This is a genomic window from Pseudomonas marginalis (genome assembly GCF_024169655.1).
In the GTDB taxonomy this organism is placed as follows: domain Bacteria; phylum Pseudomonadota; class Gammaproteobacteria; order Pseudomonadales; family Pseudomonadaceae; genus Aquipseudomonas; species Aquipseudomonas paraveronii.
In genome coordinates, this window is the sequence record NZ_JALJWV010000001.1 from 985,702 (window position 1) to 1,012,616 (window position 26,915).

The 26,915-nt window shown below is 61.9% G+C and carries 22 protein-coding genes; 4 read left to right on the forward strand and 18 right to left on the reverse strand.

What is annotated here, in order from left to right; all coding sequences use genetic code 11:
* The 3 genes from J2Y83_RS04385 to J2Y83_RS04395 all read right to left on the reverse strand — a co-directional run bounded on the left by J2Y83_RS04385 (window position 1) and on the right by J2Y83_RS04395 (window position 3,183).
* The gene (locus J2Y83_RS04385) at window positions 1–903 is read right to left on the reverse strand and encodes a chemotaxis protein CheV (protein ID WP_253393465.1); all 903 of its coding nucleotides are present in this window, start codon (window positions 901–903) and stop codon (window positions 1–3) included.
* A gap of 96 nt (window positions 904–999) precedes the next feature.
* Window positions 1,000–1,974 (reverse strand): 2-hydroxyacid dehydrogenase, encoded by a 975-nt coding sequence (locus J2Y83_RS04390; protein WP_253393466.1) that lies wholly within the window; start codon window positions 1,972–1,974, stop codon window positions 1,000–1,002.
* 240 nt (window positions 1,975–2,214) lie between these two features.
* Complete coding sequence (locus J2Y83_RS04395; RefSeq protein WP_253393467.1) at window positions 2,215–3,183, reverse strand: LysR family transcriptional regulator; 969 nt, start codon at window positions 3,181–3,183, stop codon at window positions 2,215–2,217.
* Between the two features lie 182 nt (window positions 3,184–3,365).
* Here J2Y83_RS04395 and J2Y83_RS04400 point away from each other — a divergent pair, with 182 nt between their 5' ends.
* Genes J2Y83_RS04400 through J2Y83_RS04415 form a run of 4 tightly spaced genes read left to right on the forward strand, consistent with a single transcriptional unit; the run spans window position 3,366 to window position 8,150 of the window.
* On the forward strand, window positions 3,366–4,877 hold the full coding sequence (locus J2Y83_RS04400) for an efflux transporter outer membrane subunit (protein WP_253393468.1): 1,512 nt from the start codon (window positions 3,366–3,368) through the stop codon (window positions 4,875–4,877).
* Between the two features lie 10 nt (window positions 4,878–4,887).
* Window positions 4,888–7,089 (forward strand): FUSC family protein, encoded by a 2,202-nt coding sequence (locus J2Y83_RS04405; protein WP_253393469.1) that lies wholly within the window; start codon window positions 4,888–4,890, stop codon window positions 7,087–7,089.
* Entirely contained in the window at window positions 7,079–7,279 is a 201-nt protein-coding gene (locus tag J2Y83_RS04410) for a DUF1656 domain-containing protein (protein ID WP_071486049.1), read from the forward strand. The genes J2Y83_RS04405 and J2Y83_RS04410 overlap by 11 nt, the downstream gene beginning before the upstream one ends.
* A gap of 10 nt (window positions 7,280–7,289) precedes the next feature.
* Complete coding sequence (locus tag J2Y83_RS04415) at window positions 7,290–8,150, forward strand: efflux RND transporter periplasmic adaptor subunit (RefSeq protein WP_253393470.1); 861 nt, start codon at window positions 7,290–7,292, stop codon at window positions 8,148–8,150.
* A gap of 55 nt (window positions 8,151–8,205) precedes the next feature.
* Here J2Y83_RS04415 and J2Y83_RS04420 read toward each other — a convergent pair whose 3' ends face one another.
* From J2Y83_RS04420 to J2Y83_RS04495, 15 genes are all read right to left on the reverse strand, one after another.
* Window positions 8,206–8,607: a DUF4440 domain-containing protein gene (locus J2Y83_RS04420; RefSeq protein WP_253393471.1), complete on the reverse strand. Its 402-nt coding sequence runs from the start codon at window positions 8,605–8,607 to the stop codon at window positions 8,206–8,208.
* Window positions 8,608–9,420 (reverse strand): SDR family oxidoreductase, encoded by an 813-nt coding sequence (locus J2Y83_RS04425; RefSeq protein WP_253393472.1) that lies wholly within the window; start codon window positions 9,418–9,420, stop codon window positions 8,608–8,610. It lies immediately after the preceding gene.
* A gap of 14 nt (window positions 9,421–9,434) precedes the next feature.
* Window positions 9,435–9,899, reverse strand: coding sequence for a multidrug transporter (locus tag J2Y83_RS04430; protein ID WP_253393473.1), 465 nt, complete (start codon window positions 9,897–9,899; stop codon window positions 9,435–9,437).
* A gap of 275 nt (window positions 9,900–10,174) precedes the next feature.
* On the reverse strand, window positions 10,175–11,626 hold the full coding sequence (locus tag J2Y83_RS04435) for a mannose-1-phosphate guanylyltransferase/mannose-6-phosphate isomerase (protein ID WP_253393474.1): 1,452 nt from the start codon (window positions 11,624–11,626) through the stop codon (window positions 10,175–10,177).
* Window positions 11,627–11,847: 221 nt separating this feature from the next.
* A complete protein-coding gene (locus J2Y83_RS04445) occupies window positions 11,848–12,501 on the reverse strand; it encodes an alginate O-acetyltransferase AlgF (protein ID WP_253393475.1) in 654 nt (217 codons plus the stop codon).
* Between the two features lie 16 nt (window positions 12,502–12,517).
* The gene (locus tag J2Y83_RS04450; RefSeq protein WP_253393476.1) at window positions 12,518–13,702 is read right to left on the reverse strand and encodes an alginate O-acetyltransferase; all 1,185 of its coding nucleotides are present in this window, start codon (window positions 13,700–13,702) and stop codon (window positions 12,518–12,520) included.
* A gap of 11 nt (window positions 13,703–13,713) precedes the next feature.
* Complete coding sequence (locus J2Y83_RS04455) at window positions 13,714–15,246, reverse strand: MBOAT family O-acyltransferase (RefSeq protein ID WP_247403364.1); 1,533 nt, start codon at window positions 15,244–15,246, stop codon at window positions 13,714–13,716.
* Between the two features lie 200 nt (window positions 15,247–15,446).
* Window positions 15,447–16,556, reverse strand: coding sequence for a mannuronate-specific alginate lyase (locus tag J2Y83_RS04460; RefSeq protein WP_247403366.1), 1,110 nt, complete (start codon window positions 16,554–16,556; stop codon window positions 15,447–15,449).
* Window positions 16,557–16,564: 8 nt separating this feature from the next.
* The gene (locus tag J2Y83_RS04465; RefSeq protein WP_253400343.1) at window positions 16,565–18,013 is read right to left on the reverse strand and encodes an alginate O-acetyltransferase; all 1,449 of its coding nucleotides are present in this window, start codon (window positions 18,011–18,013) and stop codon (window positions 16,565–16,567) included.
* Window positions 18,014–18,024: 11 nt separating this feature from the next.
* Window positions 18,025–19,614, reverse strand: coding sequence for a mannuronan 5-epimerase AlgG (gene algG / locus J2Y83_RS04470; RefSeq protein ID WP_247403369.1), 1,590 nt, complete (start codon window positions 19,612–19,614; stop codon window positions 18,025–18,027).
* Window positions 19,614–21,101, reverse strand: coding sequence for an alginate export family protein (locus J2Y83_RS04475; protein ID WP_253393477.1), 1,488 nt, complete (start codon window positions 21,099–21,101; stop codon window positions 19,614–19,616). Before J2Y83_RS04475 ends, algG begins: the two co-directional genes overlap by 1 nt.
* Window positions 21,098–22,489: an alginate biosynthesis TPR repeat lipoprotein AlgK gene (gene algK, locus J2Y83_RS04480; protein WP_247399042.1), complete on the reverse strand. Its 1,392-nt coding sequence runs from the start codon at window positions 22,487–22,489 to the stop codon at window positions 21,098–21,100. The genes J2Y83_RS04475 and algK overlap by 4 nt, the downstream gene beginning before the upstream one ends.
* A gap of 2 nt (window positions 22,490–22,491) precedes the next feature.
* The gene (locus J2Y83_RS04485) at window positions 22,492–23,658 is read right to left on the reverse strand and encodes an alginate biosynthesis protein Alg44 (protein ID WP_247399045.1); all 1,167 of its coding nucleotides are present in this window, start codon (window positions 23,656–23,658) and stop codon (window positions 22,492–22,494) included.
* Window positions 23,659–23,696: 38 nt separating this feature from the next.
* Window positions 23,697–25,178 carry a mannuronan synthase gene (gene alg8, locus J2Y83_RS04490; RefSeq protein WP_253393478.1) on the reverse strand — a complete coding sequence of 494 codons (1,482 nt, stop codon included), beginning with the start codon at window positions 25,176–25,178 and terminating at the stop codon, window positions 23,697–23,699.
* A gap of 83 nt (window positions 25,179–25,261) precedes the next feature.
* Window positions 25,262–26,578, reverse strand: a complete 1,317-nt coding sequence (locus J2Y83_RS04495; RefSeq protein ID WP_247399050.1) for a nucleotide sugar dehydrogenase — start codon at window positions 26,576–26,578, stop codon at window positions 25,262–25,264.
* Between the last annotated feature and the right edge of the window lie 337 nt (window positions 26,579–26,915).

A 26,915-nucleotide genomic window follows, 5' to 3' on the forward strand; every position in this document is an offset into this window, starting at 1 on the left:
TTACAGGCCCTTTTGCGCCACGGTCTGGGCGGCCACCACCAGGCATTTGGTCAACTCGGGTGAGGAGAATTTGGTCAGCACGGCGTCGGCCCCGGCCACGCGCGCTTTTTCGCTGTTCATCGCACTGTCCAGGGAGGTGTGCAGCAGCACGTAGAGGTCCTGGAAATCGGGGGTTTCGCGCAGGGTGCGGGTGAGGGCGTAACCGTCCATTTCGGACATTTCGATGTCCGACACCACCACGTTGATTTGCCCGGCCGTGCCCTGCAACTCCAGCAGCACGTCGATGGCTTCCTTGGCGCTGCGCGCGGTGTGGCAGGTCAGGCCCAGGTTGCGCAGGGTGTGTACCGACTGTTGCAAGGCGACCTGGCTGTCATCCACTACCAGGATGCGCGCATTGCCCAGCACTTCGGCCTCTTCCATGGTCAAGTCGGTCGGCGCCATTTCAATCGGCACCGGGGCGATGGCGTGGATGACTTTTTCGATATCCAGCACCTGCACCAGGCCGCCGTCTACCTGGGTGACCCCGGTGATGAACGAGCGGTTACCGCCGGAGCCGAAGGGCGGCGGGCGGATATCGGTGGTCAGGCAATGCACGATCTTGCTCACCGCCTGCACATGCAGGCCCTGTTTGGAGCGGCTGACATCGGTGACGATCAGGCAACCGCCGTCCGGGTCCACCAACGGCATTTCGCCGAGGGCGCGACTCAGGTCGATCACCGACAGCGAGGTGCCGCGCAGCATGGCGATGCCTTTGACGTGGGGATGGGACTCCGGCAGCTTGGTCAGCGGCGGGCAGGGGATAATTTCGCTGACTTTCAGCAGGTTAATGGCCATCAACTTGCCGCTGCGCAAGGTAAAGAGCAGAAGCGAGAGTGAGTCTGCGCGGGCTTTAGAAGTGGACATAAAAACCTTCTGTGGATCAGGGGGGGCCATCTATGGAAGGTTATCGACTTCATCGGCCCAGGCTTTAGGGGCATGCGCCGATGAAGTCGGCTTATCTCAGCCCTTCCACACCTGCGGGTTGACCAAGTCCTGCGGGCGCTGGCCGAGCAGGGCGCTGCGCAGGTTGTCCAGGGCACGGTTGGCCATGGCTGCGCGGGTTTCATGGGTCGCCGAGCCGATGTGCGGCAGGGTCAGCGCATTGCTCAGTTGGAACAGCGGCGACTCGGCCAGCGGTTCCTTTTCATACACGTCCAGCCCCGCCCCGCGAATACGCTGGGTTTGCAGGGCTTCGATCAGCGCCGGTTCGTCGACTACCGGGCCGCGGGAAATATTGATCAGGATCGCGCTGGATTTCATCAGCCCCAGCTCGCGATGGCTGATCAGGTGCCGGGTCTTTTCGCTCAACGGCACCACCAGGCAGACGAAATCCGCTTCAGCCAGTAACTGATCCAGGCTGCGCATCTGCGCGCCCAGTTCCTGTTCCAGTGCAATCTTGCGGCTGTTACCGCTGTACAGAATCGGCATGTTGAAGCCCAGGCGCCCGCGACGGGCGACGGCGGCGCCGATATTGCCCATGCCGACGATGCCCAGTGTCTTGCCATGTACGTCGCAGCCGAACAACGACGCGCCGACGCTGGCTTTCCACTGGCCGGCCTTGGTCCATGCGTCCAGCTCGGCGACCCGGCGTGCGCTGCTCATCAGCAGGGCGAAGGCCAGGTCGGCGGTGCTTTCGGTGAGGACGTCGGGGGTGTTGGTGAGCATGATCCCGCGTTCGTTGAGGTACGCCACGTCATAGTTGTCGTAGCCCACCGACACGCTGGACACCACTTCCAGTTGGCTCGCGCCTTCGAGCTGCGCACGGCCCAGCTTGCGACCCACGCCGATCAGGCCGTGGGCGTGGGGCAGGGCTTCGTTGAACTGTGCGTTGATATCGCCCAGCTTGGGGTTGGGCGCGATCACCTCGAAATCCTGTTGCAGGCGTTCGATCATTTCCGGGGTGACGCGGCTGAAGGCGAGGACAGTCTTTTTCATTGCAGGCGGGCTCATCGACTACGGAAGAATGCCAAGCAAGCTAACATTCCTGCCGGCAATTGTCAGGACACCGTTGAACCCATGTGGGAGGGGGCAAACCCCCTCCCACATTTTTGACCGAGTCCAGCTTCCAGGCTCAGGTTGGTTATAAGGCCGCTCCTAAGAGCAAGAGCCAAATGAGTTCTATCTGATCCATGGAGATCCAAATGTGGGAGGGGGCTTGCTATCGTCTGGCAGACATCAGTTCGCCAACCGCACGCCGCCCAGGCTGCCGCTCAACTCATACGCGACCAACTCAGCCTGATGCGCCGCGAGAATTTCCGGCAGCGAACCGCGCAGGTATTCCACCCAGGTCTTGATCTTCGCATCCAGGTACTGACGCGACGGGTAAATGGCGTACAGGTTCAGTTCCTGGGAGCGGTAGTTGGGCATCACCCGCACCAGCGTGCCGTTGCGCAGGCCTTCGATGGCGGCGTACACCGGCAACAGGCCGACGCCCATGCCGCTGGTGATGGCGGTTTTCATCGCATCGGCCGAGTTCACCAGGAACGGTGATGTGTTGATCGCGACACTTTCCTGGCCGTCGGGGCCGTTGAAGCTCCATTTGTCCAGCAGGACCACCGGGCTGACCAGGCGCAGGCAGGCGTGGTTGAGCAAATCGTGGGGCCGTTGCGCGCAGCCTTTGGTCTTGACGTAGTCCGGCGACGCGCAGGCGATGCTGTAGGTGATGCCCAGGCGCTGGGACACGAATCCCGAGTCCGGCAGTTCACTGGCCAGCACGATGGACACGTCGTAGCCCTCATCGAGCAAGTCCGGCACGCGGTTGGCCAGGGTCAGGTCGAAGGTCACGTCCGGGTGAGTGCGGCGGTAGCGCGCAATGGCGTCGATGACGAAATGCTGGCCGATACCGGTCATGGTATGCACTTTCAACTGACCGGAGGGGCGCGCGTGGGCGTCACTGGCTTCGGCCTCGGCTTCTTCGACATAGGCCAGGATTTGCTCGCAGCGCAATAAATAGCGTTTACCAGCTTCCGTGAGCGCAATGCGACGGGTGGTGCGGTTGAGCAAGCGGGTTTGCAGATGGGCCTCAAGGTTGGAGACCGCGCGCGAAATGTTGGCGGTGGTAGTGTCCAGTTGTGCGGCGGCGGCGGTGAAGCTGCCGGCCTCGGCCACACAACTGAAAGCGCGCATGTTTTGCAAAGTGTCCATGGGGTGTTCTCAAGGGAGATGACAAATTGTGACAGAAAGTTACGTAGACCAGTGATCCCTACGAAGGGATTATCGCCTGAACGGTAATAAAGATTCACAGGAATACCAGCTTATCGCCATTCCCCTTGCGTCCTAGAATTGTGTCACCTACCCCGCATCACCCACCTCAGGAATTCGCAGCAGTGCCGCGTCGCATCAGCAGAGAGCTGAAGACTCTCAGTGTTTGGGCCTTATCGTTAGCAATCAGCGGCTGCATCGGAACCGGAGGAATTGCCCCCCAAGACCAGGCCCTCAACGCCAATACCCTGGCTACCGACGAGGCGATTCAGAGCGCCGCCCGGGACGCCCACTGGCCCACCGCGCAATGGTGGCAGGCCTACGGCGACCCCCAACTCAACCGTTGGGTCGAACTCGCGACCCACGACAGCCCGAGCATGGCCATGGCCGCCGCACGTGTGCGTGAAGCGCGGGCTATGGCCGGGATTGTCGAGTCGGCCGAGTCGTTGCAGATCAACAGCGACACCACCCTCAAACGCCACAACTGGCCGAACGATCAGTTCTACGGTCCGGGTGCATTGAGCGGTTCCAACACCTGGGACAACAACACCTCCCTGGGTTTCAGCTACGCCCTCGACCTATGGGGCCGCGAAAGCAACGCCAGCGAGCGTGCCGTCGACCTGGCGCACATGAGCGCGGCCGAAGCACGCCAGGCCCAGCTCGAACTGCAGAACAACGTGGTGCGCACCTACATCCAGCTGTCGCTGCATTACGCCAACCGCGATATCGTCGCGGCCACGCTGGCCCAGCAACAGCAGATTCTCGATTTGGCGAATACACGCCTGAACGCGGGCATCGGTACGCATTTCGATGTAAGCCAGGCCGAAACCCCGTTGCCCGAGACCCATCGCCAGCTCGATGCCCTGGACGAAGAGATCGCCCTGAGCCGTAACCAGTTGGCGGCATTGGCGGGCAAAGGCCCGGGCGAGGGCGCGCAGTTGCAACGTCCGACCTTATCCCTCGGCGCGCCGCTTAAATTGCCGTCCAGCTTGCCCGCGCAATTGCTCGGCCAGCGCCCGGACGTGGTCGCCAGCCGTTGGCAGGTGGCAGCGCAGGCGCGTGGCATCGATGTCGTGCACGCCGGCTTCTACCCCAACGTCGATCTGGTCGGCAGCCTCGGCTACGTGGCCACCGGCGGCGGCATGCTGGGGTTTCTGGCGGGCAAGAAATTCAACTACAGCGTCGGCCCGGCCATTACCCTGCCGGTCTTCGACGGTGGCCGCCTGCGTTCGGAACTGGGTGAAGCCAGCGCCGGCTATGACGTCGCCGTGGCGCATTACAACCAGACCCTGGTCAACGCACTCAAGGGCATCAGCGACCAGTTGATCCGTCGCGAATCCATGGACAAGCAACGGGGCTTCGCCGCAGAGTCGGTGGCCTCGGCGCAGAAAACCTACGACATCGCGATGATCGCCTACCAGCGCGGCCTCACGGACTACCTCAATGTGCTGAACGCCCAGACCCTGCTGTTCCGCCAGCAGCAAGTCGAGCAGCAGGTGCAGGCCGCGCGTCTGACGGCCCACGCCGACCTGGTGACCGCCCTGGGCGGCGGGCTTGGCGCCGGCAACGATGTTCCGCAAGATACCAAGACTGTCCCGAGCAAGACCCCGGCGGCGCTCGCCGTGTTCGATCACTGAGTAGGATTTGATGACTCCCTTGCCTGCACCGCTGCGCTGGCTGCATTCCCTTGAGTGGCGCCGTGGCTTTTTCGACTGGGCACGCAGTGACGGCGTGACCTGGGTGTACATCTTCAAGGTGCTGATCGCCGCGTTCGCCACGCTGTGGCTGGCCATGCGCCTGGAACTGCCGCAACCGCGCACCGCGATGATCACCGTGTTTATCGTGATGCAACCGCAGAGCGGCCAAGTGTTCGCCAAGAGCTTTTATCGCTTCCTCGGCACCTTGGCGGGGTCGGCGGCGATGGTGTTTCTAATCGCCTTGTTTGCGCAGAACACCGAGCTGTTCCTCGCCTCGCTGGCGATCTGGGTAGGTCTCTGCACCGCCGGCGCCACGCGCAACCGCAACTTTCGCGCGTATGGCTTCGTGCTCGCCGGTTACACCGCTGCGATGGTCGGCCTGCCGTCCCTGGCCCACCCGGACGGGGCGTTCATGGCGGCCGTGTGGCGGGTGCTGGAAATTTCCCTGGGGATTCTCGTCTCCACGCTGGTCAGCGCGGCGATCCTGCCGCAGACCTCCAGTGCGGCGATGCGCAACGCGCTGTACCAGCGGTTTGGCGTGTTCGCCATGTTCGTCACCGATGGCCTGCGTGGGCGCAGCCAGCGCGAGAACTTCGAAAGCACCAACGTGCGCTTTATCGCCGAAGCCGTGGGCCTGGAAGGCCTGCGCAGCCTCACCGTGTTCGAAGACCCGCACATGCGTCGGCGCAACGGCCGGCTCAGTCGCCTCAACAGCGAGTTCATGAGCATCACCACGCGCTTCAACGCCTTGCACCAGTTGCTCGAACGCCTGCGTGCCGATGCCGCAGACCACGTCGTCGCTGAAATCAAACCGGGCTTGCAGGACTTGGCCGAAGTGCTCGACGGGTTCTCCGGCCGCGCCCTCACCAGCCCCGACGCGGCGCGGTTGGTCACCCAGTTGAGCGTCTACAAGGACGGCTTGCCCGCCAAGGTCCGCAGCCTGCGAGCGACCTTCCAGCAGGGCAACCCGAGCGAAGCCGAGCAGTTGGACTTTCATACCGCCTACGAATTGCTCTACCGCTTCGTCGATGACCTGCACAACTACGCGCAGACCCACGCCTCCCTGGCCGATCACAGCCATGCGCGGGAACAGTGGGACGAAACCTTCATCCCCAAAACCAACTGGCTGGCCTGCGTGGCCTCGGGGGTGCGGGCGTCGTTCATCCTGATCGTGCTCGGCAGTTACTGGGTGGCGACCGCCTGGCCCAGCGGCGCGACCATGACCATGATCGCCGCCGCCACCGTCGGCCTGTCTGCCGCGACGCCGAACCCCAAACGCATGGCGTTCCAGATGGCCTGCGGCACCTTGATCGGGGCCTTGGTGGGCTTCGTCGAAATGTTCTTCGTGTTTCCCTGGATCGACGGCTTCCCGCTGCTGTGCGTGATGCTTGCGCCGGTGATCATCCTCGGTGCCTTCCTCGCCTCACGCCCGCAATACGCCGGGGTCGGCGTGGGCCTGCTGATCTTTTTCAGCACCGGTTCGGTGCCGGACAACCTCACGGTCTACAACCCCTACAACTTCATCAACGACTACATCGCGATGATCATCGGCATGCTGGTGTGCGCGGCGGCGGGCGCGATCATCCTGCCGCCCAACAGTCGCTGGCTGTGGCGCCGCCTGGAACAGGACCTGCGCGAGCAAGTGGTGTACGCGATCAGCGGCAAGCTCAAGGGTCTGGCGTCGAGTTTCGAAAGCCGCACCCGCGACCTGCTGCACCAGGCCTACGGCCTTGCCGTCGGCCAGCCGCAAGTGCAACGCAACCTGCTGCGCTGGATGTTCGTGGTGCTGGAAGTCGGCCACGCGATCATCGAGCTGCGCAAGGAGCAGGCGATCCTGCCGGTCCACCCGGCCTACGCCGAATCCCAGCCCTGGCGCCAGGCGATCCGCGTGATGGGCCGCTCACTGGTGCGCCTGTTCCTGCAACCCAGCGCCAGCAACCTGGAGCGCGGGCTGATTGCCGTCGACCACGCGATCAGCCGCGTGCAGGCGACCGACGAACCCTTCGCGCCGCACTTCGATACCTCGGCCCTGCGCCGGGTGAAAAGCTACCTGCACTTTATCCGCACTTCGCTGCTGGACCCGCAATCGCCGCTGGCGGCCTACAAGCCCCAAGGCGCGCTTATGTTGAAAGGAGCTGGGCATGCCTCGTGAAATCGCGTTCCACGGCATTTACATGCCGACCATGACCCTGATGTTTTTGATCGCGGCGGGGTTGGCCTGGGCGCTGGACCGCTTCCTGGCCGGGTTCGATCTGTACCGTTTTTTCTGGCACCCGGCGTTGCTGCGCCTGAGCCTGTTCGTTTGCCTGTTCGGCGCCCTGGCGCTGACCGTCTACCGTTGAGAATGCCCCGATGAAAAAGTTTTTCAGCCTGCTCGCGACCTTGCTGGTTCTGGCTCTGGCGATCTGGATTGGCCGCACGCTGTGGGTGCATTACATGGAAACGCCCTGGACCCGCGACGGCCGCGTGCGCGCCGACATCATCAACGTCGCCGCCGACGTCACCGGCGAAGTGGTCGATGTGCCGGTGCGTGACAACCAGTTGGTGAAAAAGGGCGACCTGCTGATGCAAATCGACCCCGAGCACTACCGCCTCGCCGTCAAACAGGCACAAGCCCTTGTCGCATCGCGCAAAGCCACCTGGGAAATGCGCAAGGACAACGCCCACCGCCGCGCCGACCTCGATGCGCTGGTGATCTCCAAGGAAAACCGCGACGACGCCGGCAACATCGCCGACTCGGCCCTGGCCGACTACCAGCACGCCCAGGCACAACTGGAAGCCGCCGAACTGAACTTGAAACGCACGCAAGTGCTGGCGGCCGTCGACGGCTACGTCACCAACCTCAATGTGCATCGCGGTGACTACGCGCGCATCGGCGAAGCCAAGATGGCCGTGGTCGATATGAACTCGTTCTGGGTCTACGGCTTCTTCGAAGAAACCAAACTGCCCCACGTCAAAGTCGGTGATAAGGCCGATATGCAGTTGATGAGCGGCGAAACCCTCAAGGGCCATGTGGAAAGCATCTCCCGCGGCATCTACGACCGCGACAACCCGGAGAGCCGCGAGCTGATCGCGGATGTGAACCCGACCTTCAACTGGGTGCGCCTGGCGCAACGGGTGCCGGTACGGATTCATATCGATGAAGTGCCGGAAGGCGTGTTGTTGGCGGCCGGCATCACCTGCACGGTGATCGTCAACCAAACGCCAAACTAAAAGGTGGGAGGGGGCAAGTCGAATCGTCGCACCGCCCCTCCCACAGTTGACCGCGTCAAGCGTTGACAAATGTCTCATGCAGATGGCGCCACAGCAGTGCGCCGCTGGCCTGCTTCTCGAACACCACGGTGGCACGGCGATCAGTCCGCTTGCCGCTGTCATCGATCTGGTGTTCGCGGTACGTCACCGTGGCGCCCCGCGCATGGCGGTCAATCCCGGTCATTTCACTCAAGGTGATTTTCAACCCCGGGCGCATGCCGCCCAGGCGAGTGAACAGGGCATTGACCCCGGCCGCATTGACCCGGGTGCCGGTGGCGGGGGCGATCATGCTGAACTCGGGTGAGAAGCGCGCCAGTAAATTGTGCAAGGTGCCCTCGGGCGCAACCCCGGCAAACCATTGTTCGATCTCGACGTGGGTCTGGATCACTTCTTCGAAAAAGTCGCTGTAGTCGATCATTTACAAACTCCTATTCAAACCAAAGCGTCGCTTCAACACTTTTTCCAATAATCCTTTGGGCAGTAACGCCGCCATCAACGGCAGCGCTCGACTGCCATTGCCCGCGCGTAATAACCGCGGCGGTGTTGCTTGTTGCACGGCTTTGAGGACGTGGTTGGCAAATTGGCTGGCCGGTGTCGGGTTGTCCTGGGAGGCCTGGGCGCGCGCGCGAATACCATCGCGCAACGGCCACCACGGCGATTGTTCGTTGATCAACAGCTCAGCCTGGGCCCCGGCGTTTTTTGCAAAGCTGGTATCGATAGCGCCCGGTTGCACTTCCATCACCCGCACGCCAAACGGCGCCAGCTCCATGCGCAGGGCATCGCTCAAGGCATGCACGGCGGCTTTGGAGGCGCAGTAGGCGCCGGCGAACGGCGTGACCAGCACCCCGGAAACGCTGCCGATATTCACCACCAGGCCTTTACCGCGACGCAGTGCGGGGAACAGCGCCTGGGTCACGCCGACGATGGAAAATACGTTGGTCTCGAACTGGCGCTGTATCGCCTCGGTGCCGCCGTCGAGCAACGGGCCCATGGCGCCGTAGCCGGCGTTGTTGATCAGCACATCCAGTTCGCCCCACTGCTCGGCCAGGTGTTGCAAGGCGGCGCTGTCGTTGACGTCCAGTTGCACCGCGTTGAAGCCGGCGGCGGACAAGTGGGCGACGTCTTCCGCTTGGCGGGCGCTGGCCCACACGTCGAAGCCGGCGGATTTGAAGGCCTCGGCCAAGGCGCGGCCGATGCCGCTGGAGCAACCGGTGATGAGTACGTTGGGCATGGATCGGTCCTTTGTCAGTCCGAGAAGCTGCCTTGCACATGCTCGGCGCGAAATTCCAGGGTTTGCGGGCGGTAGCCAGGGCGCAGCGGTGGGGTGGGCAGGCAGTCGTCCCAGGTGGCGCCGGCCTGCAACTCGCCGGGGCCGCGATAGCGTGGGGCAGCATAGACGTTGTCGGCCAGGTTGACCGTATCGCCCGGCGCATAGGCGGCGACGCGCCAGCGCAGTTCGGTCAGCGGTACGTCGTTGCCGTTGTTCAGGGTCAGTTTCAGTGGGCGGTCGGCGGGGCAGTCCTGCGGGGCGTAGACGATGCGCAATTCCAGGCGCGCCAACTGGGAGGCTTCGCGATTGTCCAGCCACACCACCCACACCGCGACCAGGCCCAGGCCGACTGCAGCGGCCAGCGACACCGGCAGCGCCTTGGCTGGGTAGCGCAGCAACAGGACCAGCCAGGTGATGATCAGTAGAACGCCGAAAAACATGGAGACCACCTCGAGTAGGGAACGAGCATCCTAACTTAAGCGTAGGTGGGATTGGCTACCTTGAGGTGTGGGGTGGCTGGGCTGACGCTATCGGGGGCAAGCCCCCTCCCACATTCGACCGCATTCCAAATGATGTACTCGGTCCAAATGTGGGAGGGGGCTTGCCCCCGATGAGGCCCTCAGCATCACCGCAAATCCCAAACAAAAAGCCCCCACCCAAGCCACTGCGGATAGGGGACGCAATGACCTGGGCGAGGGCTTCTTTTACGACTGTTTTACTGCGCGATCGTTTTCACCGACACACCACGCTCAATCGGGGTCGAACGACCGTAGATATCTTCAAACCGCTCGATATCGTCCTCACCCAAATAGCTGCCCGATTGCACTTCAATGATCTCCAGCGGGATCTTGCCCGGGTTGCGCAGGCGGTGTACCGAGGCGATCGGGATGTAGGTGGACTGGTTCTCGCAGAGCAGGAACACGTTCTCGTCACAGGTGACTTCGGCGGTGCCGCTGACCACGATCCAGTGTTCGGCGCGGTGGTGGTGCATTTGCAGCGACAGGCACGCGCCCGGCTTGACCGAGATGTGCTTGACCTGGAAACGCCCGCCCATGTCGACCGAGTCGTAGGAGCCCCACGGACGGTAGACTTCGCAGTGGTTCTGGGTTTCGCTGCGGCCCTGTTCGTTGAGGGTGGCGACCATCTGCTTGACGCCCTGGACCTTGTCCTTGTGGGCAATCATCATCGCGTCCTTGGTTTCCACCACCACGATGTTTTCCAGGCCGATCACCGACACCAGCTTGCCGTTGCCGTGGATCATGCAGTTCTTGCTGTCCTGGATCACCACGTCGCCCTTGGTGACGTTGCCGTTGATGTCTTTATCGTTGACCGCCCACAGCGACGCCCAGCAACCCACGTCGCTCCAGCCCGCGCTCAGCGGCACCACGCAGGCGCGTTGGGTTTTTTCCATCACGGCGTAGTCGATGGAATTGTCCGGGCAGCAGGCGAAGGTGGCTTCGTCGAAGGTCACGGTGTCGGCGTCTTGCTTGCTGCGTTCGAGGGTCAGTACGCAGGTGTCGTAGATGTCCGGATCGTGCTTTTTCAGCTCTTCAAGGAAGCGGCTGGCGCGGAACAGGAACATGCCGCTGTTCCAGAAGTAACCGCCGCTTTTGACGAACTCGACGGCGCGTTTTTCATCGGGTTTTTCCACGAACTGTTGCACGCGGCTCACGCCTTCGGGCAACAGCGAGTCGTTGGTGGATTTGATATAGCCATAACCGGTTTCCGGACGGGTCGCCGGTACGCCGAACAGCACCATCTCGCCGCGCTCGGCGGCCACGGTGGCCAGGGCCAGGGCGCGTTGCAGGGCTTTCTGGTCGTCGATCACGTGGTCGGCGGGTAGCACCAGCATCAGCTCGTCGCGGCCTTCATTGACCAGCATCATCGCGGTCAGCGCCACGGCCGGCGCGGTGTTGCGGCCGAAGGGCTCCATCAGGATGCGCTGGGTTTCCAGCTTGCGCACGCTCAGTTGCTCGTTGACGATGAAACGATGGTCTTTGTTGCAGACCACGATGGGGGTTTCCATGCCATCGAATACCAGGCGCTCCAGGGTTTGCTGGAACAGCGTGTGTTCGCCGGTCAGGGCCAGGAACTGTTTAGGAAACTGTTTACGGGAAAGCGGCCAAAGACGTGAGCCGCTACCACCGGAAAGGATTACTGGGATCATGCTGTTTCTCCTTGAATCGATTTGGGTCAGAGCTACGAAGGTTTGTCGTTTCACTCTTGTTTTTGTCTCGGGCCGGACTGACGCCTCTGTCCTCTGTAGGAGCGAGCTTGCTCGCGAAAATCGCCAATGATGACGCGGGCATTCTGGATGTACGCGGTGTCTGGGCGTTCTTCGCGAGCAAGCTCGCTCCTACAGTGGGTTGCTGTCAGTCCGAGAAATGTTTAGCGGGTCGACACGGGGCGCTTGACCCACACTGGCGACAGGCTGCTGCCGGAACCGGTGACGTACAGCACCGCTGCTTCACCGCGCTCCAGGGCTACCGGCTTCACGTCGCCGACTTTCTTGTCGCCGTCGTACAGCGCCAGGCTGACTTTCACCGGGTTGATTTCACGTTCGCCACGGCTTTTGGCGGCCACGGCCTTGACCACGTCGGTCTTGCCGTCGGCGGTTTTCAGGGTCAGGGCCCTGTCGCTGAGGTTCTGCACGCGCACCAGGGATTTCTGTTTGTTCTTGAACGGCGGCTCTTCGATCAGTTGGGGCTGACCGCTGCTGTTGTTGACCAGGGTGTAGTAGTGGTCGGCGGCAAGTTTCACTGACACGGACTGGCTGCCGACCTTGGCGCTGTAGTCGCCGCCGGGCATAAAGCTGAAGTCGCTGCTGGCCAGCGGGGCCACTTCGCTCAGGTTGGTGCTGCCGACGGTGGCGCTGACTTCCTGGTTGGAAGCGTTGTAGACCCGCACGAAGCTGGAGCCTTTCGGTGCGACTGGGCCGTACAAGGCCGCGTCGCCGGCGAAGGCAGACATCGATACCAGGCTCATGCCGGCAGCCAGGGCCAGAGTCTTGGCGAGACGACGCGGAGTAGTAGTGAAAGTCATGTGAGTTACCTCTCTTTCAGTTTTGCGCCCGGTCGGGCGTCTCGGATTTTGGGTGTTTAGCTGGGGTGTTCAGTGCCATGTTCTGTTGGCGCGTACCGGCTTGTTTAAGTTGCGCAACCCACTGTGGGTCGGCATCGCCGATTTCGTTGTTCACGGGCAGATAACGTTCAGGAAACTCCCAGATCAGCACCTGCGGCGGGCTGTTCTTGAAGTCTTCGCTTTTGAGGTAGCTGAGCATCGGCAGGATCGGGCCGTGGCCGTCTTCGGAATAGTTGATGACATCGCTGCCCAGGGCTTGCTTGAGCGCGCCGACGAAGTTCCAGTTGGGGTTGGCGCTGTAGCTGGTGCCGACCAGTGCCACCGGGGTTTCGCTGTCGCTGAACAGTGCGTCGTCGCCTTTGGTGTCGGCCAGGCGTGTGACGCGTTTTTCCAGCGGCTCCTTGGGCGGCATCAGGTTTTCGAACAGCGGGTCCAGGGGCAGGAACAGACGCAGGTCGCCACTGTGCGGGGCGGTTGTCTCGGCCTCGGTGACAAAGCGCTGCGGCTCGCCGCTCAGCGGGGTCTTGGCGGCAATCGCCTTGGCCAGTTGCTTGGCGGCGATTTCGGCACCGTCCGGGGTCCAGTGGGTGTCGGTGCGCAGGAACACTTGCTGGCCGCCGAGCTTGGCCTGTTGCAGCGGGCCAAGCAGGTCGGGGGCGAGGATCTTGTCGGCGGCGACACGGGTGTGGAAGTCCTGGTACAGGTTGGCGTGGATGCTCGCCGGTTTCACCTCACCGAGGTGTTCCGGGTACAGGCGTACCTTGGCCGGAATGATCGCCATCACCAGTTGAATGCCTTGGGCCTTGAGCTGCTGGCGCACGCCTTCGACCAGGGCGTAGTTGCCCTCCAGGTTCTGGTCTTCGTTGACGGCGGGGTTGAACTCCTCGTCGCTGTACAACCAGTGATCGCGACCCAGCACCACGCCAGGGCGGCCTTCATTGAATAGCTTGTAGTCCAGCGCCGCCCAGAGGTTGGTGCCGATGCGCTTGATCGGGAATTGGTCGTCGTAGTGGGTCTCGACGGCTTTGCTCCAGCGACCATTGAGCACGGTGGCGTCGGCATTGGTGCTGAAGCCGAAGAAACTGCGCATCGACCAGGCGCCCAGGGCGAGCAGCACCACCAGGAACAGGCCGATATAGAGGACGCGAAATGAACGGGTCATGGTCGGCTCCCTCAGAATTGGAAGTAAAGGAACGGCGAAAAACTCTGCGCCGACAGTTTGAGAATCGACGCCACGAACAGCAGCAGCACCGCCGCGCGCATGGCGTAGCGTGGCCAGTCAGCGGTCCAGTAGGCCGGTTGTACGGCGGCGTCTTTACCGACGGTGAAACCTGGCTGGTGGATGCTGCCGGGGTCGTCGCCAGGCACTGCCTTGATCAGGCTTGGGTCGGCCGGCTTGGTTTTCTCGGCAGGGCGGTTGCGGTAGAAGTCGCGCAGGCCAAAGAACGCCAGGGTTGCGTAGGCCACCACCAGGGTTGCCACTTGCAGGCCGGTGAGGTTGGCGCGGTTGAGTTCCGACAGCGACCACTCGCCAAAGCTGAACATCGCGCCGTACATACGGCCGGCGACGTGCAGGTTTTCGGAGCGGAAGATCACCCAGCCCATCACCACCAGCAGGAAGGTGAAGGCCCAGCGCACCGGGTTGAAGCTGCGCGGCGAGGTGTTGAGGCCGATGGCTTTCTCGATCGCCAGCCACATGCCGTGCCAGGCGCCCCACACGATGTAAGTGATGTTCGCACCGTGCCACAGGCCACCGAGCAGCATGGTCAGGAACAGGTTGCGGTAGGTGGTCAGCGTGCCTTTACGGTTGCCGCCCAGGGTGATGTAGAGGTAGTCACGCAGCCAGGTCGACAGGCTGATGTGCCAGCGCCGCCAGAACTCGGTGATCGACTGGCTGATGTACGGCTGCTTGAAGTTTTCCATGAAGCGGAAACCCATCATCAAGCCCAGGCCGATGGCCATGTCGCTGTAGCCGGAGAAGTCGAAGTACAACTGCGCGGTGTAAGCCAGCGCACCGAGCCAGGCATCGCCGGTGGTGGGGTTTTGCAGGGCGAAACAATGGTCAGCCACCACCGCCAGGGTGTCGGCGATGAAGACCTTTTTGATGAAGCCCTGCATGAACCGCGTACAGCCCTCGGAGAACTTGTCGAGGGTGTGGGTGCGGTTGTTGAACTGGTCGGCCAGGTCGCGAAAACGCAGGACGGGGCCGGCGATCAAGTGCGGGAAGATCGCCACGAACGCCGCAAAGTCGATGAGGTTGCGCGTGGCCGGGGTGTCGCCGCGATACACGTCGATGATGTAGCTGATGGACTCGAAGATGTAGAACGAGATCCCGATCGGCAACAGCACGTGGGTGAGGATGAACGGCTCCAGGCCCGCTGACTTCATCATCACGTTGATGCTGTCGACGCCGAAGTTGGCGTACTTGAAGTAGCCGAGGATGCACAGGTCGAGCACCACGCCCAGCAGCAGCCAGCGTTGGGCCGGCTTGGTGCGCACGCCGGCCGCGCCGACCTTGAGGCCGATCCAGTAGTTCCACAGCGTGACGGCGGCGAACAGCGCCAGGAAGTCCACTCGCCACCAGGCGTAGAACACGTAGCTGGCCAGCAGCAGCAGCAGGTTGCGATAGCGTTGCCCGCTCAAGTAGTACAAGCCGAGAAAGATCGGCAAGAACAGAAACAGGAACACATTGGACGAGAAAACCATCCCGATCTCTCCACGTTTAACCAACAGTCAAGGGCCGCAGCCCCCCCAAACCCCCCCACGAATCCGGGGGGAGGTTGTATTGCTCAAATGTGGGAGGGGGCTTGCCCCCGATAGCGGTGTGTCATTCAACACAGATGGCGACTGGTACACCGCCATCGGGGGCAAGCCCCCTCCCACATTTATTTTTTGACCGCGTTTCGTCAGTTGCTTTTGTTGCCTTTTTCGTGCGTCGGGTCGTAGACCTTGGTCAGGTCACCCCCGAGGCGGAAGGTCTTGAACGGCTGCATCCCATGTTTGCGCTCGAGCACATCCGGCGCGCAGGTGTAGAGGCTGCAGAACGGCTCAAGCCAGGCAAATTTCATGTCTTCCTTGAGGTCCTTCATGTCCTGCTCTTTGCCGTTCTTCTGCTCGAAGATCTGCGGGTCTTTGACCCCGGCCAGCACCTTGTCGCCCAGGCGTTTGAGCGCGCCGTTGTTTTCCTGGCGCAGGTCCACCCCGTTGACCAGGGCAAAACTGGCGATCATCGACAGCGGTGGCAGGGCGTAGTTGTGGTACGACAGCGCGCGCTGCTGACGCTTCAATTCGTTCGGCAGGAAACCTTGGTCGTCGATCTGGTTGACGCCGACCTTGTATTCCTTCACCGACCAATCAAACAGGTCGCGACGGTTGGTGGCGATGGATGTCGCCATCACCGACCAGGCAGCCCAGTAGGAGTGGTTGTTGGTTTTTTCCAGCGGCAGGTTGTCCCAGTCGCTTACCACCTGATCGGCCATTCTGCTGAACCAGGCTTCGATCAGCTGCGACTCCTGCTGGTGGTTGGCCAGCGGGTGCGAGTCGGAAAACTTCAGGCGTACATAGGCCGAGGCCATGCTGCCCAGCGCCCATTTGCGCATGGACTTGCCGGTGTGGTTGAAGTCCTTGGACATCAACGCATCCGCCTTGGCCCAGCTGGTCAGCCAATTGAGCGTGCATTCCAACTGTTCCGGGCGCCCGTCGCGCATGAACTGCATCACGCGCTTGCTGGTGTCTTTTTCCAGCGTGGTGATGTCGGCGGTGCTGTCGCGGAAGGCTTTTTCCGACTGCACGTTCAGCGTCGAGCGCGCCTTGTCCGAACCTTCGTACTTGCTGCGAAACTGCAGCGAGCCGGTGTAGGGCGTCGGCATGGCGTCGCAGCCGTCCTTGAAGTCGCCGGTCTTGAACGCCTCGATCGGCGCGAAGTAGCCCTGGGGCGGACGCAACGGCGCGGCGGCATTCACGGAGCCGGCAAACATCGCCAGGCCCAGTAAGGTAGGGATCAATAACTTCTGCATAGGTAACCTCATTGCCCGGCAGAGGCAGTCTGTTGACCACCTGCGGGGAATACGTTGCGTGTGCAAATTTTCGCTTCGACTTTTTGCGCGGCAGCACCCGCTTCGGGGCCCTGCACTTCCACGGCCAGCAAGTTCTGCGAGGCCCAGTCTTCATCGGTGCGCAGTTCAAAGGCGAAACGCCCGTCTGTATCGGATGTTTCGGGTTTCTCGATCTTGATGTCCTCGTGGCGCCCGTTCATGTACCAGAGGGTGGCTTGCAAGGTTTTCACCGAGGGATCGGCGAAGCGGATATCGACCTGATGGTTGACGTTGCGCAGGTCTTTGTTCGCACTGTTGACCAGCAATTCGTTCTTGCCGGGTTTCAAGGTGGCGCTGGCGCTCATCTGCGCGGTCTTGCCTTCGCAGCCGTTGTCCAGCAGCGACATCATCTGGCGGTAGATGGTTTCCTGGTCGAGGCGGTACAGCGGCGAGAATTCCCAGATCAGGATCTTCGGCGGACTCTTCTGGAATTCGTCGCTGCCCAGGTACTGGATCATCGAGCCTTCCAGGCCACCGCCGGGGAAGGCGACGTTGAGGATGTCGGCACCGATTTCCTGTTCAAGGAAGCCGGCGAAGTTGTAGTTCTTGCCGCTGTGGCTGGTGCCGACCAGGGTGATCTGCGGGTTGCCCGAATCGCCGAACAGGTCGCCGTCGCCCGCTTCGCCCTTGGGCTCGGTGGTGAACTGGTCCATGTACTGGATCGCGTAGCTGGTGCCGCAGAGTTGCCCGGCCATGTTGTGCAGGGTGCCGGTCTTGCCCATGCGCCCGGAGCGCTTGGTTTCGAATTCGCGCTTGGGAATCTCGGCGAACTCGGGCATCGCACGCACTTTGGCGCCGACGATTTTCGCGGTGCGCTGGGCGCCGTAAGGGGTCCAGTGCTGGTCGCCGCGGAAGTAGAAGTCGTGGGCCGGCAATTCATCCGGGAGCTGCTCGTTGGTCAACGGCGACAGGTCCGGCACCACGTAGCCCATCTTGGCGAAACGGCCGAGCATGGTTTTGTAGTTGCCCAGGGCCTTGTCGAAATCGAACTTGGCTTTTTCCTCGGGGTTGAGCTTGTTGCGGTTCACCAGGCCACGGGTCGGCTGGTAGACCACCACCAGTTCCACGCCCTTGGCCTTGAACGCATCGTGCAGTTGTTGCATGCGTTTGTAGCCGGCGGGGCTGGTGTCGAATTCGGTGCGCAGGTCTTCCTGGGTACGGAACAGCCAGTCGCCCTGGGCTTGTACCAGGGTGGTGAAGTTCTGCTGATAGCGCGTGGTGTAGTTCTTCGCGTCATGCGCCGCCGGGCACAGGCTGCAGCACGGTTCGGCGCTGAAGGTCGGCGCCTTGATTTCGTCGGCGCGCACGCCCTGGCTGGCCGCAAGCAGGCCGAGGGTCAGACCCGAGAGGCTCAGCAGTTTGATCATGTGTGGGTGCATAAGGGTCATCCTCAGTCCTGCATTTCGGTCTGGCGTTCGACAGGGTCGATCAGCACGGCTTTCTGCTGGCGTACCAGCAGGTCGAGAATTTCTTCCTGGCGCTCGCCAAGAATGCCGTTGAAGCTGATGCCGCTGGATTTGGTCGGCGCCAGCATCGACACGCGGTACAACTCGATACTCAACGGCGAATCGATCGACAGCGGCCCGCTGCCGTTACCGGCCAGTTCACCGCCGACCACGATCAGCGAGACCTTGGCGTCGAACGGGTCAAGGGCGATGTCGCGGTCGGTGTCGGTCAGGTCCTTGATGTGGCCGTAGACACCGGTCAGACCGTTGGCCATCGAGGTGTTTTCGTACAGCTTGATGTTGACGCTGTTACGAATCCGGATGCCGTGGCGACGGTTGGCGATCACTTTGTTGCCCCACAACAGGTTGTCGCCGCTCTCATAGAGGGTGATGCCGTCGGTGTGGTTGCGGTAGATCTCGTTGTCGGCGATCAGGTTGTTCACGCTGTTACGGTCGATCACCAGGCCCGAGAGCTTGTTGTCGTAGCTGCGGTTGTTGAAGATGAAGCTGTCGTTCACTTCCCGGGAAATGATGATGCCGTGCTTCTTCTTGGTGCCGTAGACCGTGTTGTCCGCGATGATCAGGCCGTGGGAACGGTCGTGGGGGTCAATGCCGTAGACAATGTTGTCTTTGTAGGTATTGCCCTTGATCACGAAGCCTTCGGTCTCGTAGCAGTAGAAGCCGTACCACATGTCCGAGAACTCGGAATCGATGATCCAGCCGGTCGGTTCAGTGCGCTTGAGCACCTTGGCCATGTTCGGCGTGTATTGGGAAATACTCACCCCATACGACTTACTGTTGGCGTAGCCGAAACTGGCCATCTTGGTGTTGGCGATGTAGGTCTCGGTGCCGCCCCAGGCCAGCAGGAATGGGCGGAATTCGTTGGGCGACTGGAAGGTCGCCGGGCCGTTGGCCTTTTCTTTCCAGCCGGTGATCTTGGTATCGCGCACAAACAGTTGGCCGTCGTTGATCAGGAACGAACCGGCTTCCTGGGACAGGCGCAGTTCTTTGGTCTGCTTGTCGATGTCCAGGATGCCCTTGCGCCCGACCACGATCGGCAACTTGGCGAGGAACACGCCCGGCGAGGTTTCGCTGAGGTACTGCTTGGGCACTTTGCCCAGCAGGTCCTTGAGGTTCATGTAGCCGTCGTCGATAAAGATCGCCTGGGGAATGCCGTGCTGGCGCACCACCCACTCGGCCATCTTGTTGTCGCCGCCGATGAAGTCCTTGAGCGCATCTTCCTGCATCATGCGGCGGATGCTGATTTTGCCGGGCTTCTTGCGCACGATCTTTTTTTCCATCGCCGCAGCGGTGTAGCCCGACAGGTCCGGCAGGGCCGGCTTGGGCATTTCCAGCGGCGCGGTCGGCGGGCTGGAAATGGTGTAGGTCTTGGCCTGTTGCAGTTCTTTGGCGATGGTCGGCGCCTTGACCGGCTGCGCGGTATCGGCGACGGCTGTGGCGCTGGCCATCAGCATCGCGGTCACCAGCAAGCATCTGCCTGTGAAGGGGTGAGCAATCATTGCGCGGGCTCCCATCAGAACTTCCAGATCACGTCGACAAAGGCGCGATGCATGTACGAGTCGACCTGGCTGCCATAGGCGTCGCCCGGTTTGAACACGCCGGCACGAAAGCGCACCAGCGCCGACGGTTCGTCGATCGACTGGCTGAGCGCGGCCGGCAGCAGGCCTTTCTTGAAGTACTTGGTGACGACCAGGTCCATCTCTTGGCCCAGGTCTTTCTTGCCGTCTTCAAGGGGCAGGGAAGTGCTGGACAGGATCGCGCCGGTTACGTCATCGGTGTTGTTCTGCACGGCATCGATGCCGTTGCTGCCCACCGGCTTGTTGCCGTCGACGCGCCAGAACTTGTGGTACACCAGGCTGGCGTCATAGTCCTCGCGCAGTTGCCAGGAAGCGAACAGGCTCATGGACTGCATGTTGTTCATCTCGCCGCGAAACGCTTCGCCGAAACGGTGGACGCGGGACTGGGTGCCGGTCCAGTTCGAGCGGTTGCTCTGCAGGCCGTTCTGTTCGTACTCGGCGCTGGCGCGCGAATAGGCCGCACCCACTTGCCACTGCGGGTCGAGGCGCAGGCGCACACCCAGGTCGGTGGCCCAACCGCTCACGTCGTCGCTGCGCTTGGCGGCGGTGGGGCGGGTGCCGTCGGCGTTCAACGCGTTGACGGTGTCGCGGTCGCCCTGCATGCCGGTGACGCTGGCCCAGTAGTTGACGGTGTTGGTGTTGCGCCAGTTGTAGGCGTCGCTGTTGGCTTCGATGCCGAGCCAGGTCAGGTCGCCGTTCTCGCGCTTGTCCAACGGGTCAGTGGCCACGCCTGGTTCGGCGTAGTCGAGCTTGCCGTCGTCATGGGTGTGGTGACCGCGCAGGCCGATCCACTGGCCCGGCGTCCACTGGTAGGCGGCGTCGGCGTAGAAGTGCTGGCGGTCCTTGTCCTTGGGCGACAGTTCCTTGAGGTCGGTGCGGTATTCGCTGAAACGTTCGGCGGCACCGACATTGGCCTTGAGCAGGGTGGTGTCGAAGGTCCAGTTCAGCGCTTCGATATTGGTGTCGCGCCATTGGCCGTCGTCATTGTGCAGGCGTTGGCGACCGAGCTTGAGGAGCTCGCCGGGGTAGGGCGTGAAGCCGCTGTAGCCAACCCAGAACTCGCGCATGGCCAGGTAGTTCTTCTTGGTCTTGCGGTCGTCGTTGCTCGATTGCTCAGTGGCGTCACTCGACGACTGTTGCAGGGTGTCGGTCTCGATGATGTCGCTCGACGCAACGGCCTGGCCCATGGCGTAGGCGCTCCAGTTGCCGCTTTCGCCGTAGATCCACGGGCGCAGGTCGAGGCCGATGCCGTTGACGTCGCCATCCGGTTTGGTGCCCAGGTCGCGGTCGTCTTCGGACTGGCCGGTGATTTTAACGTCCATGCCAAAATTCTTGGTTTCAGTCAGCGCGGCCAGGGTCGGGCACGACCACAGCAGGGCGAAGGTCAGGCCGATACCGGCCTGCACAAATGGATTGAGCTTCATAGGGCTTCCTCGCCGTCTTCTTCTTGCAGGGCGTGCAGTTGCAGCGTGCTCTGGGCCAGGGTGCCGCGCGCGGCCAGTTCCTGTTGCACCAGGCGTTGGCCTTCGGCGCGTTGTTCCGGCGTCAGCGGGGCTTCGAGCTGCGTGGCCAGGTCATTGGCCTCTGGCGTGTCCTGGGCTTTAGCCAATTGGCTGAAGACATAGGCGTTCAATGGGTCGGGCTTGGTGCCCTTGCCTTGGGAAAACAATTGGGCGATGGCGAAGTCGGCGCTGTTCTGGCCGTTGCGCGCAGCGGTCAGCAGGTGGTCCAGGGCCTTTTGCGAGTAGACCTTGCCCAGGTAGCCACGGCGGTAGATCTGGCCGAGGTAGTAATCGGCGGCCACTTCCCGGCCCACGGCTTTTTGGAAGTGGGCTTCGGCGGCCTTGGCGTCTGCCGGTACCCACTTGCCATCGTAGTAGAGCTTGCCCAGCAACAGCTCGGCGCGCGGTTGGTCGGCGGCGCGACCGTTGTCCAGGTACTTCATCATCTGGTCGACGTCACCCAGTTCGGGAAAGTCGTAGAGCAATTGCGCCAGGCTGACCCAGGACGCGGGGTAGCCGGGGGCGATTTTTTCCAGCAGGGCCTGGGCGGTTTTCTCGTCGGTCGTGCCCAGCGTAGCGTCGCCCAATACGCGGGCCACGCTGTCGACACGCTGCGCGGTGACGGTGCCACGGCTGTAGCCGGCTTCCATCTGCTTGAGCAGTTCGGCTTGTTTTTCCGGCTGGGCTTTTTTCTGGTAGACCGTGGCCAGCTCGACGTAGCAGATATCGGTGGTGTTCAGCGCGGCCTTGCAGATGCGCTCAACGTCATCCAGGTGCTGGTCGTAGGTGTCCTGGGTGCGATAGAGCAGCACTTGGGCCAGACCGGCTTCCGGGTAACCCGCCGCCTGCCATTGGTTGATCTGCTGCTGGGCGTTCACGTTGGGGAAGCTGTGCGGGTATTGCAGGTACAGCATCGCCAGCGGGATCAGGGTGTTGCCTTCGCCATTGGCGAAGGCTTTTTTCAGCAGGCCTTCGGCTTCATGGTGTTCGGCTTCGGTGGCGCCGGGCTTGGCCACCAGCAGGCGACCCAGGCGGGCCTGGGCGCGCGGCGAAATATCCGCCGCGGCACGGTAAGTGGCCTCGGCCTGTTTGATTTGCGCCGGATCGCGGGTGCCTACCTGGATGTCGGCCAGGCCCACTTGGGCCTCGCTGTAACCCAGGTCTGCCAGTTGCTGGTAATTCTGCTGCGCGGTGACGGTATCGCCACGCTTGAGCGCTTCATTGGCCAGGCGTTGGTCGGGCAGGCCGGCGCAACCGGCGAGGGCGATGGCCAGCGCCAGGGGCACCGGTAGGGTTCGAAGGGCGCTCATGATTAAAGACCCGCAGCCATGGCTTTATCGATCAGCCAGTTCAGCGATGGGCCACGGTCGCTGGTCACTTCCACCGGGCGGCCGGCGTAGGCGCTGTCCAGCGGCGCATCCGGCTTGATCTGCACGCGGATGTCGGAGGACAGGTCGGCGCTGTTCAGGCTGGTGCTGCTGACGATGGTGCCGGTGCGGGTCTGTTCTTCGTCGGCGACCTGGAAGTTCACCGGCGTACCTGGGCGAACGTCAGCGAACTGGCGATAGGAGAAGCGTGCTTCCACGTTGGCCAGGCTGCCGCGTGGCACCAGTTGGAAGATCACGTCGCCTTTGCTCGCGTACTGACCGTCGGCCACCATTTGCTGGGCCACGACGCAGTCGCAAGGCGAGGTCAGGGTGCCGGTCATTTGCTTGCCGAACAGTTCTTCGACCTTGGCCGGTTGCAGTTGGTCTTCGTCCAGGTGGCCCTTGAGCACGTCGAGCATGCTGGTGCTGAAGGTCGCCAGTGGCGCGCCTTTGGCCGCCACCGCATCACCTTTGAGCAGGCTTTGCACGGTGCCGTCGCGGGGCATGGTCACGTTCATGCCGGGCACGCTGACCAGGCCGGCCTGGGCGTGGCTGACAAAGTACATGCCATACAGCGATTTGAAGACGAAACCGAATGCCGCGAGGCCCACCAGGAAGATCGCCAGGCTGAACGTCACGGCGCGCAAGCGGCCGAAGGCGCTCATGTTGCTGCCGCCGTCCTTGACCTTGCGCGCCTTGGTGAAGTTGTCGCGTTGCAGGGTGGCGAGTACGTCGCCCATGGTCACGATGTCGCCCGACAGGTGCGAGGTGATCAGGTGGCGCAGCGTGGAAATATCCTGCGCGTCGAGGTTCTGGAACTGGCAACCGGTGCGCCCGCTCTGGCGGTCGTAGGAGCGGATCTGCAGCTCCACATCCATGGCCAGGCCGAGGTTATCGATGACGAACTGCAGGCGACCCTTGTGCACTTCGCCGACGGTCAACGGCTGCGTGGCGGTGAACGCCAGGCCGCCGGCGGACAGGTCGATGACCCGCGCTTCGGTCTGCGTGCGGTCAGTGTTGAAGAAGCGCAGCTTGGCCGGGATTTTGACTCGGGCGTGCTGGCGCTGGGCTTCGGATTCGTGGACAACGTTGGCGTTTACTTGGCTGTTCATCAGGGCAATTTCCTAGAGTTAATTCAGGCTTGGCAGGGTCAGACCATCATCAGCAACACGGCGACGAAAATGCTGCCGGCGGAGAAGGTCATGGTCCGAGACGACCAGGTGTTGAACCAACGTTGAAAGCTGGCCAAATCGCGGGTCAGTTTGGTGTCCTGGCGGGTCCAGGACTGTTGATCAAGGCGGAAGAACACGTAGATCTTCACCAGCGCGCCCATGATCTGGTTGTAATAGAGAATCACCGGGTACGCCGGGCCGATCCTGTGGCCGGAGCACGACAGCAGCAGGGTCAGGATCAGGCGGGTGATGCCGATCCACAGCAGGTAAGCGAGGATGAACGCGCCGCCGTACTTGAAGGTGGCGATGATTGCCACGGTCAGGCCGAGCAGGGAGGTCCACATCGACACGCGCTGGTCGAACAGCACCACGCTGGTGAACAGACCCAGGCGGCGTACACCCAGGCCCAGGGCGCGGGAGTTCTGGCGCAGGTTGTTGCCGTACCAGCGGAACATCAGCTTGCGGCTGGCCTTGATAAAGCTCTTTTCCGGCGGGTGCTCCACGGTGTTGATCGCGGCGTCCGGCACGTAGAAGGTGTCGTAACCCAGACGCATCAGGCTGAACCAGCTGGACTTGTCGTCGCCGGTCAAAAACTTGAAGCGGCCCAGGCGCCAGTGTTGCAGCGAGTCGCTTTCCACGTCGGCGATAAAGCCCGGGTCGGTGACGACGCTGGCACGGAACACCGACATGCGCCCGGTCATGGTCAGCACGCGCTTGGACAGGGCCATCGAGCACATGTTGATGTGGCGTTGGGCGAAGCGCAGTTTGTGCCACTCGCTCATGATGTAGCCGCCGCGCACTTCGCAGAACTCGTTGGTGGTCAGGCCGCCGACATTGCCGAACAACTGGAACCACGGCACGGTCTTGCGCACGACGCCTTCGGCGAGCACGGTGTCGCCATCGATCACTGCAACCACGGCGCGGTCATCCGGCAAGTGGCGGGAGATGGCGCGGAAACCGAAGGCCAGGCCGTCGCGTTTACCGGTGCCGGCGATGCGCACGAAGTCGAGCTTCACGTGGTCCGGCGGGTTCATGCGTTCCCACAGGCTCTTCACCAACAGCTCATCGGACATTTCTACCAGCGAGCAGACCACGGTGGTGGGGAAGCCACATTCGATCGCTTCACGAATCACCGAGCTGTAGACCTGCGCGGTGGTCAGCGCATCGATCCGAAAACTGGTGACCATCAGGAACACATGGGACGGGTCCGCTGATTTGCCCAGCTTGCGCACTTTGCGCCGCAGGTGTGGGTAGACCACGTACAGGAACAGCATGCCGCGAAAGAAATGCGTCGCACCCATCGAGTAGCGCCAGATACCGACGGCGCCAATCAGGAAAATAAAATTCTTCGACTCAGAGTCGAACGTACTCGCCGGCAACAGCAGGGCGAGTCCCATCAGCAGGCTCAAGAAGAACAGCCAGCCGGCGGATTGGAGCAGTACGTGTTTTAACTTGGACATAGGCGTCATCCGCAGGTGAAGGAGGTTTCGAGCTGCAAGCGCTGGGGATCAGGACGCTTGCAGCTCGAAACTTGCCGTTGCTGTTACCAGCAAATACCTTCGGTGCGGCCCGTCACGCAGGTGGCCTTGGACATGAAGCCCACCAGGTCGACCACTTGCTTGCCGTGTGGCGCGTTCTGCGCCAGGGCACGGAACTTCTCATCACGGTTGCCGAGGATGATCACGTCGGAGTTGTTGATCACATCATCGAAGTCCGAGTTGAGCAGGGACGACACGTGGGGGATTTTCCCCTCGATGTACTCCTTGTTCGCACCGTGGACGCGGGCGTACTCGACGTTGCTGTCGTAGATGCTCAGGTCGTAACCCTTGCCGATCAGCATTTCCGCCAGTTCCACCAGTGGGCTTTCGCGCAGGTCGTCGGTGCCGGCCTTGAAGCTCAAGCCCAGCAGCGCGACTTTGCGTTTGTCGTGGCCGGCGACGATGTCGAAGGCGTTCTGCACCTGGGATTCGTTGCTGCGCATCAGCGAGTTGAGCAGCGGCGCTTCCACGTCCAGAGAGCCGGCGCGATAAGTCAGCGCGCGCACGTCTTTGGGCAGGCACGAGCCGCCGAATGCGAAGCCTGGGCGCATGTAGTACTGGGACAGGTTGAGGGTCTTGTCCTGGCAGACCACTTCCATCACTTCGCGACCATCGACGCCGACGGCCTTGGCGATGTTGCCGATCTCGTTGGCGAAGGTCACCTTGGTGGCGTGCCACACGTTGCAGGTGTACTTGATCATTTCGGCCACGGCGATGTCCTTGCGGATGATCGGCGCGTCGAGTTCTTCGTACAGCGATTGCAGGACATCGCCGGAGGCTTTGTCGAACTCGCCGATGACGGTCATCGGTGGCAGGTCGTAGTCGGCGATGGCCGTGGATTCGCGCAGGAATTCCGGGTTGACCGCGACGCCGAAGTCGACGCCGGCTTTTTTGCCGGAGCAGTCTTCGAGGATCGGGATCACCACGTTGGCCACGGTGCCCGGCAACACGGTGCTACGCACGACGATGGTGTGGCGGGTGGTCTTGTCACGCAGGACAAAACCGATCTCGCGGCATACCGATTCGATGTAGTTGAGTTCCAGGTCGCCGTTTTTCTTGCTCGGCGTGCCGACGCAAATCATCGACAGGTCGGTATCGCGGATGGCGTCTGCGAAGTTGGTCGTGCCGCGCAGTCGACCGGTCTCGATACCCTGGCTCAGCAGCTCGCCCAGACCCGGCTCAACGATCGGTGATTTACCGGCGTTGATCAGGTCGATCTTTTCCTTGGAGATGTCTACGCCGACCACTTCATGGCCACGGGCAGACAGGCAACCGGCACAGACTGCGCCAACGTAACCCAAACCAAATATGCTGATGCGCATCGCATTTACCTCTTTGTCATTGAAGACGGTATTAAATCTGCCAATAAATGGCCGGAGTTCATGTTTGCAAGCGTCACTGATGCCGCGAAAGTTAGGCGAACAGACGCCGACTTACCGCATACAGGCATGTTGAATAACGAGTGACTAACGATTGCACTCAAGTTGTGCGCAACTTGGCCTTTTTATTGGGGCTTGCCCTCAAATGCAGCCGGCCTTCCTGGGAGAAGGGCCTGGCGCCAGTGCAACAGGGCCTTGATAAAGGCAATAAACCTTTAAATATCAATGCCTTGGGTTTCATCACTGACCCATTGGGGTAAGCACAGCCTTGGCCTTATAG

Excerpts from the sequence above, each read along its gene's own strand:
- J2Y83_RS04410 (WP_071486049.1), top strand. The coding sequence starts at position 7,079 with ATGCCTCGTGAAATCGCGTTCCACGGCATTTACATGCCGACCATGACC.
- J2Y83_RS04385 (WP_253393465.1), bottom strand. The coding sequence starts at position 903 with ATGTCCACTTCTAAAGCCCGCGCAGACTCACTCTCGCTTCTGCTCTTT.
- J2Y83_RS04435 (WP_253393474.1), bottom strand. The coding sequence starts at position 11,626 with ATGATCCCAGTAATCCTTTCCGGTGGTAGCGGCTCACGTCTTTGGCCG.
- J2Y83_RS04495 (WP_247399050.1), bottom strand. The coding sequence starts at position 26,578 with ATGCGCATCAGCATATTTGGTTTGGGTTACGTTGGCGCAGTCTGTGCC.
- J2Y83_RS04420 (WP_253393471.1), bottom strand. The coding sequence starts at position 8,607 with ATGATCGACTACAGCGACTTTTTCGAAGAAGTGATCCAGACCCACGTC.
- J2Y83_RS04430 (WP_253393473.1), bottom strand. The coding sequence starts at position 9,899 with ATGTTTTTCGGCGTTCTACTGATCATCACCTGGCTGGTCCTGTTGCTG.
- J2Y83_RS04390 (WP_253393466.1), bottom strand. The coding sequence starts at position 1,974 with ATGAAAAAGACTGTCCTCGCCTTCAGCCGCGTCACCCCGGAAATGATC.
- J2Y83_RS04465 (WP_253400343.1), bottom strand. The coding sequence starts at position 18,013 with ATGCACCCACACATGATCAAACTGCTGAGCCTCTCGGGTCTGACCCTC.
- J2Y83_RS04475 (WP_253393477.1), bottom strand. The coding sequence starts at position 21,101 with ATGAAGCTCAATCCATTTGTGCAGGCCGGTATCGGCCTGACCTTCGCC.
- J2Y83_RS04395 (WP_253393467.1), bottom strand. The coding sequence starts at position 3,183 with ATGGACACTTTGCAAAACATGCGCGCTTTCAGTTGTGTGGCCGAGGCC.
- J2Y83_RS04405 (WP_253393469.1), top strand. The coding sequence starts at position 4,888 with ATGACTCCCTTGCCTGCACCGCTGCGCTGGCTGCATTCCCTTGAGTGG.
- J2Y83_RS04425 (WP_253393472.1), bottom strand. The coding sequence starts at position 9,420 with ATGCCCAACGTACTCATCACCGGTTGCTCCAGCGGCATCGGCCGCGCC.
- alg8 (WP_253393478.1), bottom strand. The coding sequence starts at position 25,178 with ATGTCCAAGTTAAAACACGTACTGCTCCAATCCGCCGGCTGGCTGTTC.
- J2Y83_RS04450 (WP_253393476.1), bottom strand. The coding sequence starts at position 13,702 with ATGACCCGTTCATTTCGCGTCCTCTATATCGGCCTGTTCCTGGTGGTG.
- J2Y83_RS04460 (WP_247403366.1), bottom strand. The coding sequence starts at position 16,556 with ATGCAGAAGTTATTGATCCCTACCTTACTGGGCCTGGCGATGTTTGCC.
- J2Y83_RS04445 (WP_253393475.1), bottom strand. The coding sequence starts at position 12,501 with ATGACTTTCACTACTACTCCGCGTCGTCTCGCCAAGACTCTGGCCCTG.
- J2Y83_RS04455 (WP_247403364.1), bottom strand. The coding sequence starts at position 15,246 with ATGGTTTTCTCGTCCAATGTGTTCCTGTTTCTGTTCTTGCCGATCTTT.
- J2Y83_RS04485 (WP_247399045.1), bottom strand. The coding sequence starts at position 23,658 with ATGAACAGCCAAGTAAACGCCAACGTTGTCCACGAATCCGAAGCCCAG.
- J2Y83_RS04415 (WP_253393470.1), top strand. The coding sequence starts at position 7,290 with ATGAAAAAGTTTTTCAGCCTGCTCGCGACCTTGCTGGTTCTGGCTCTG.
- algG (WP_247403369.1), bottom strand. The coding sequence starts at position 19,614 with ATGGGAGCCCGCGCAATGATTGCTCACCCCTTCACAGGCAGATGCTTG.
- algK (WP_247399042.1), bottom strand. The coding sequence starts at position 22,489 with ATGAGCGCCCTTCGAACCCTACCGGTGCCCCTGGCGCTGGCCATCGCC.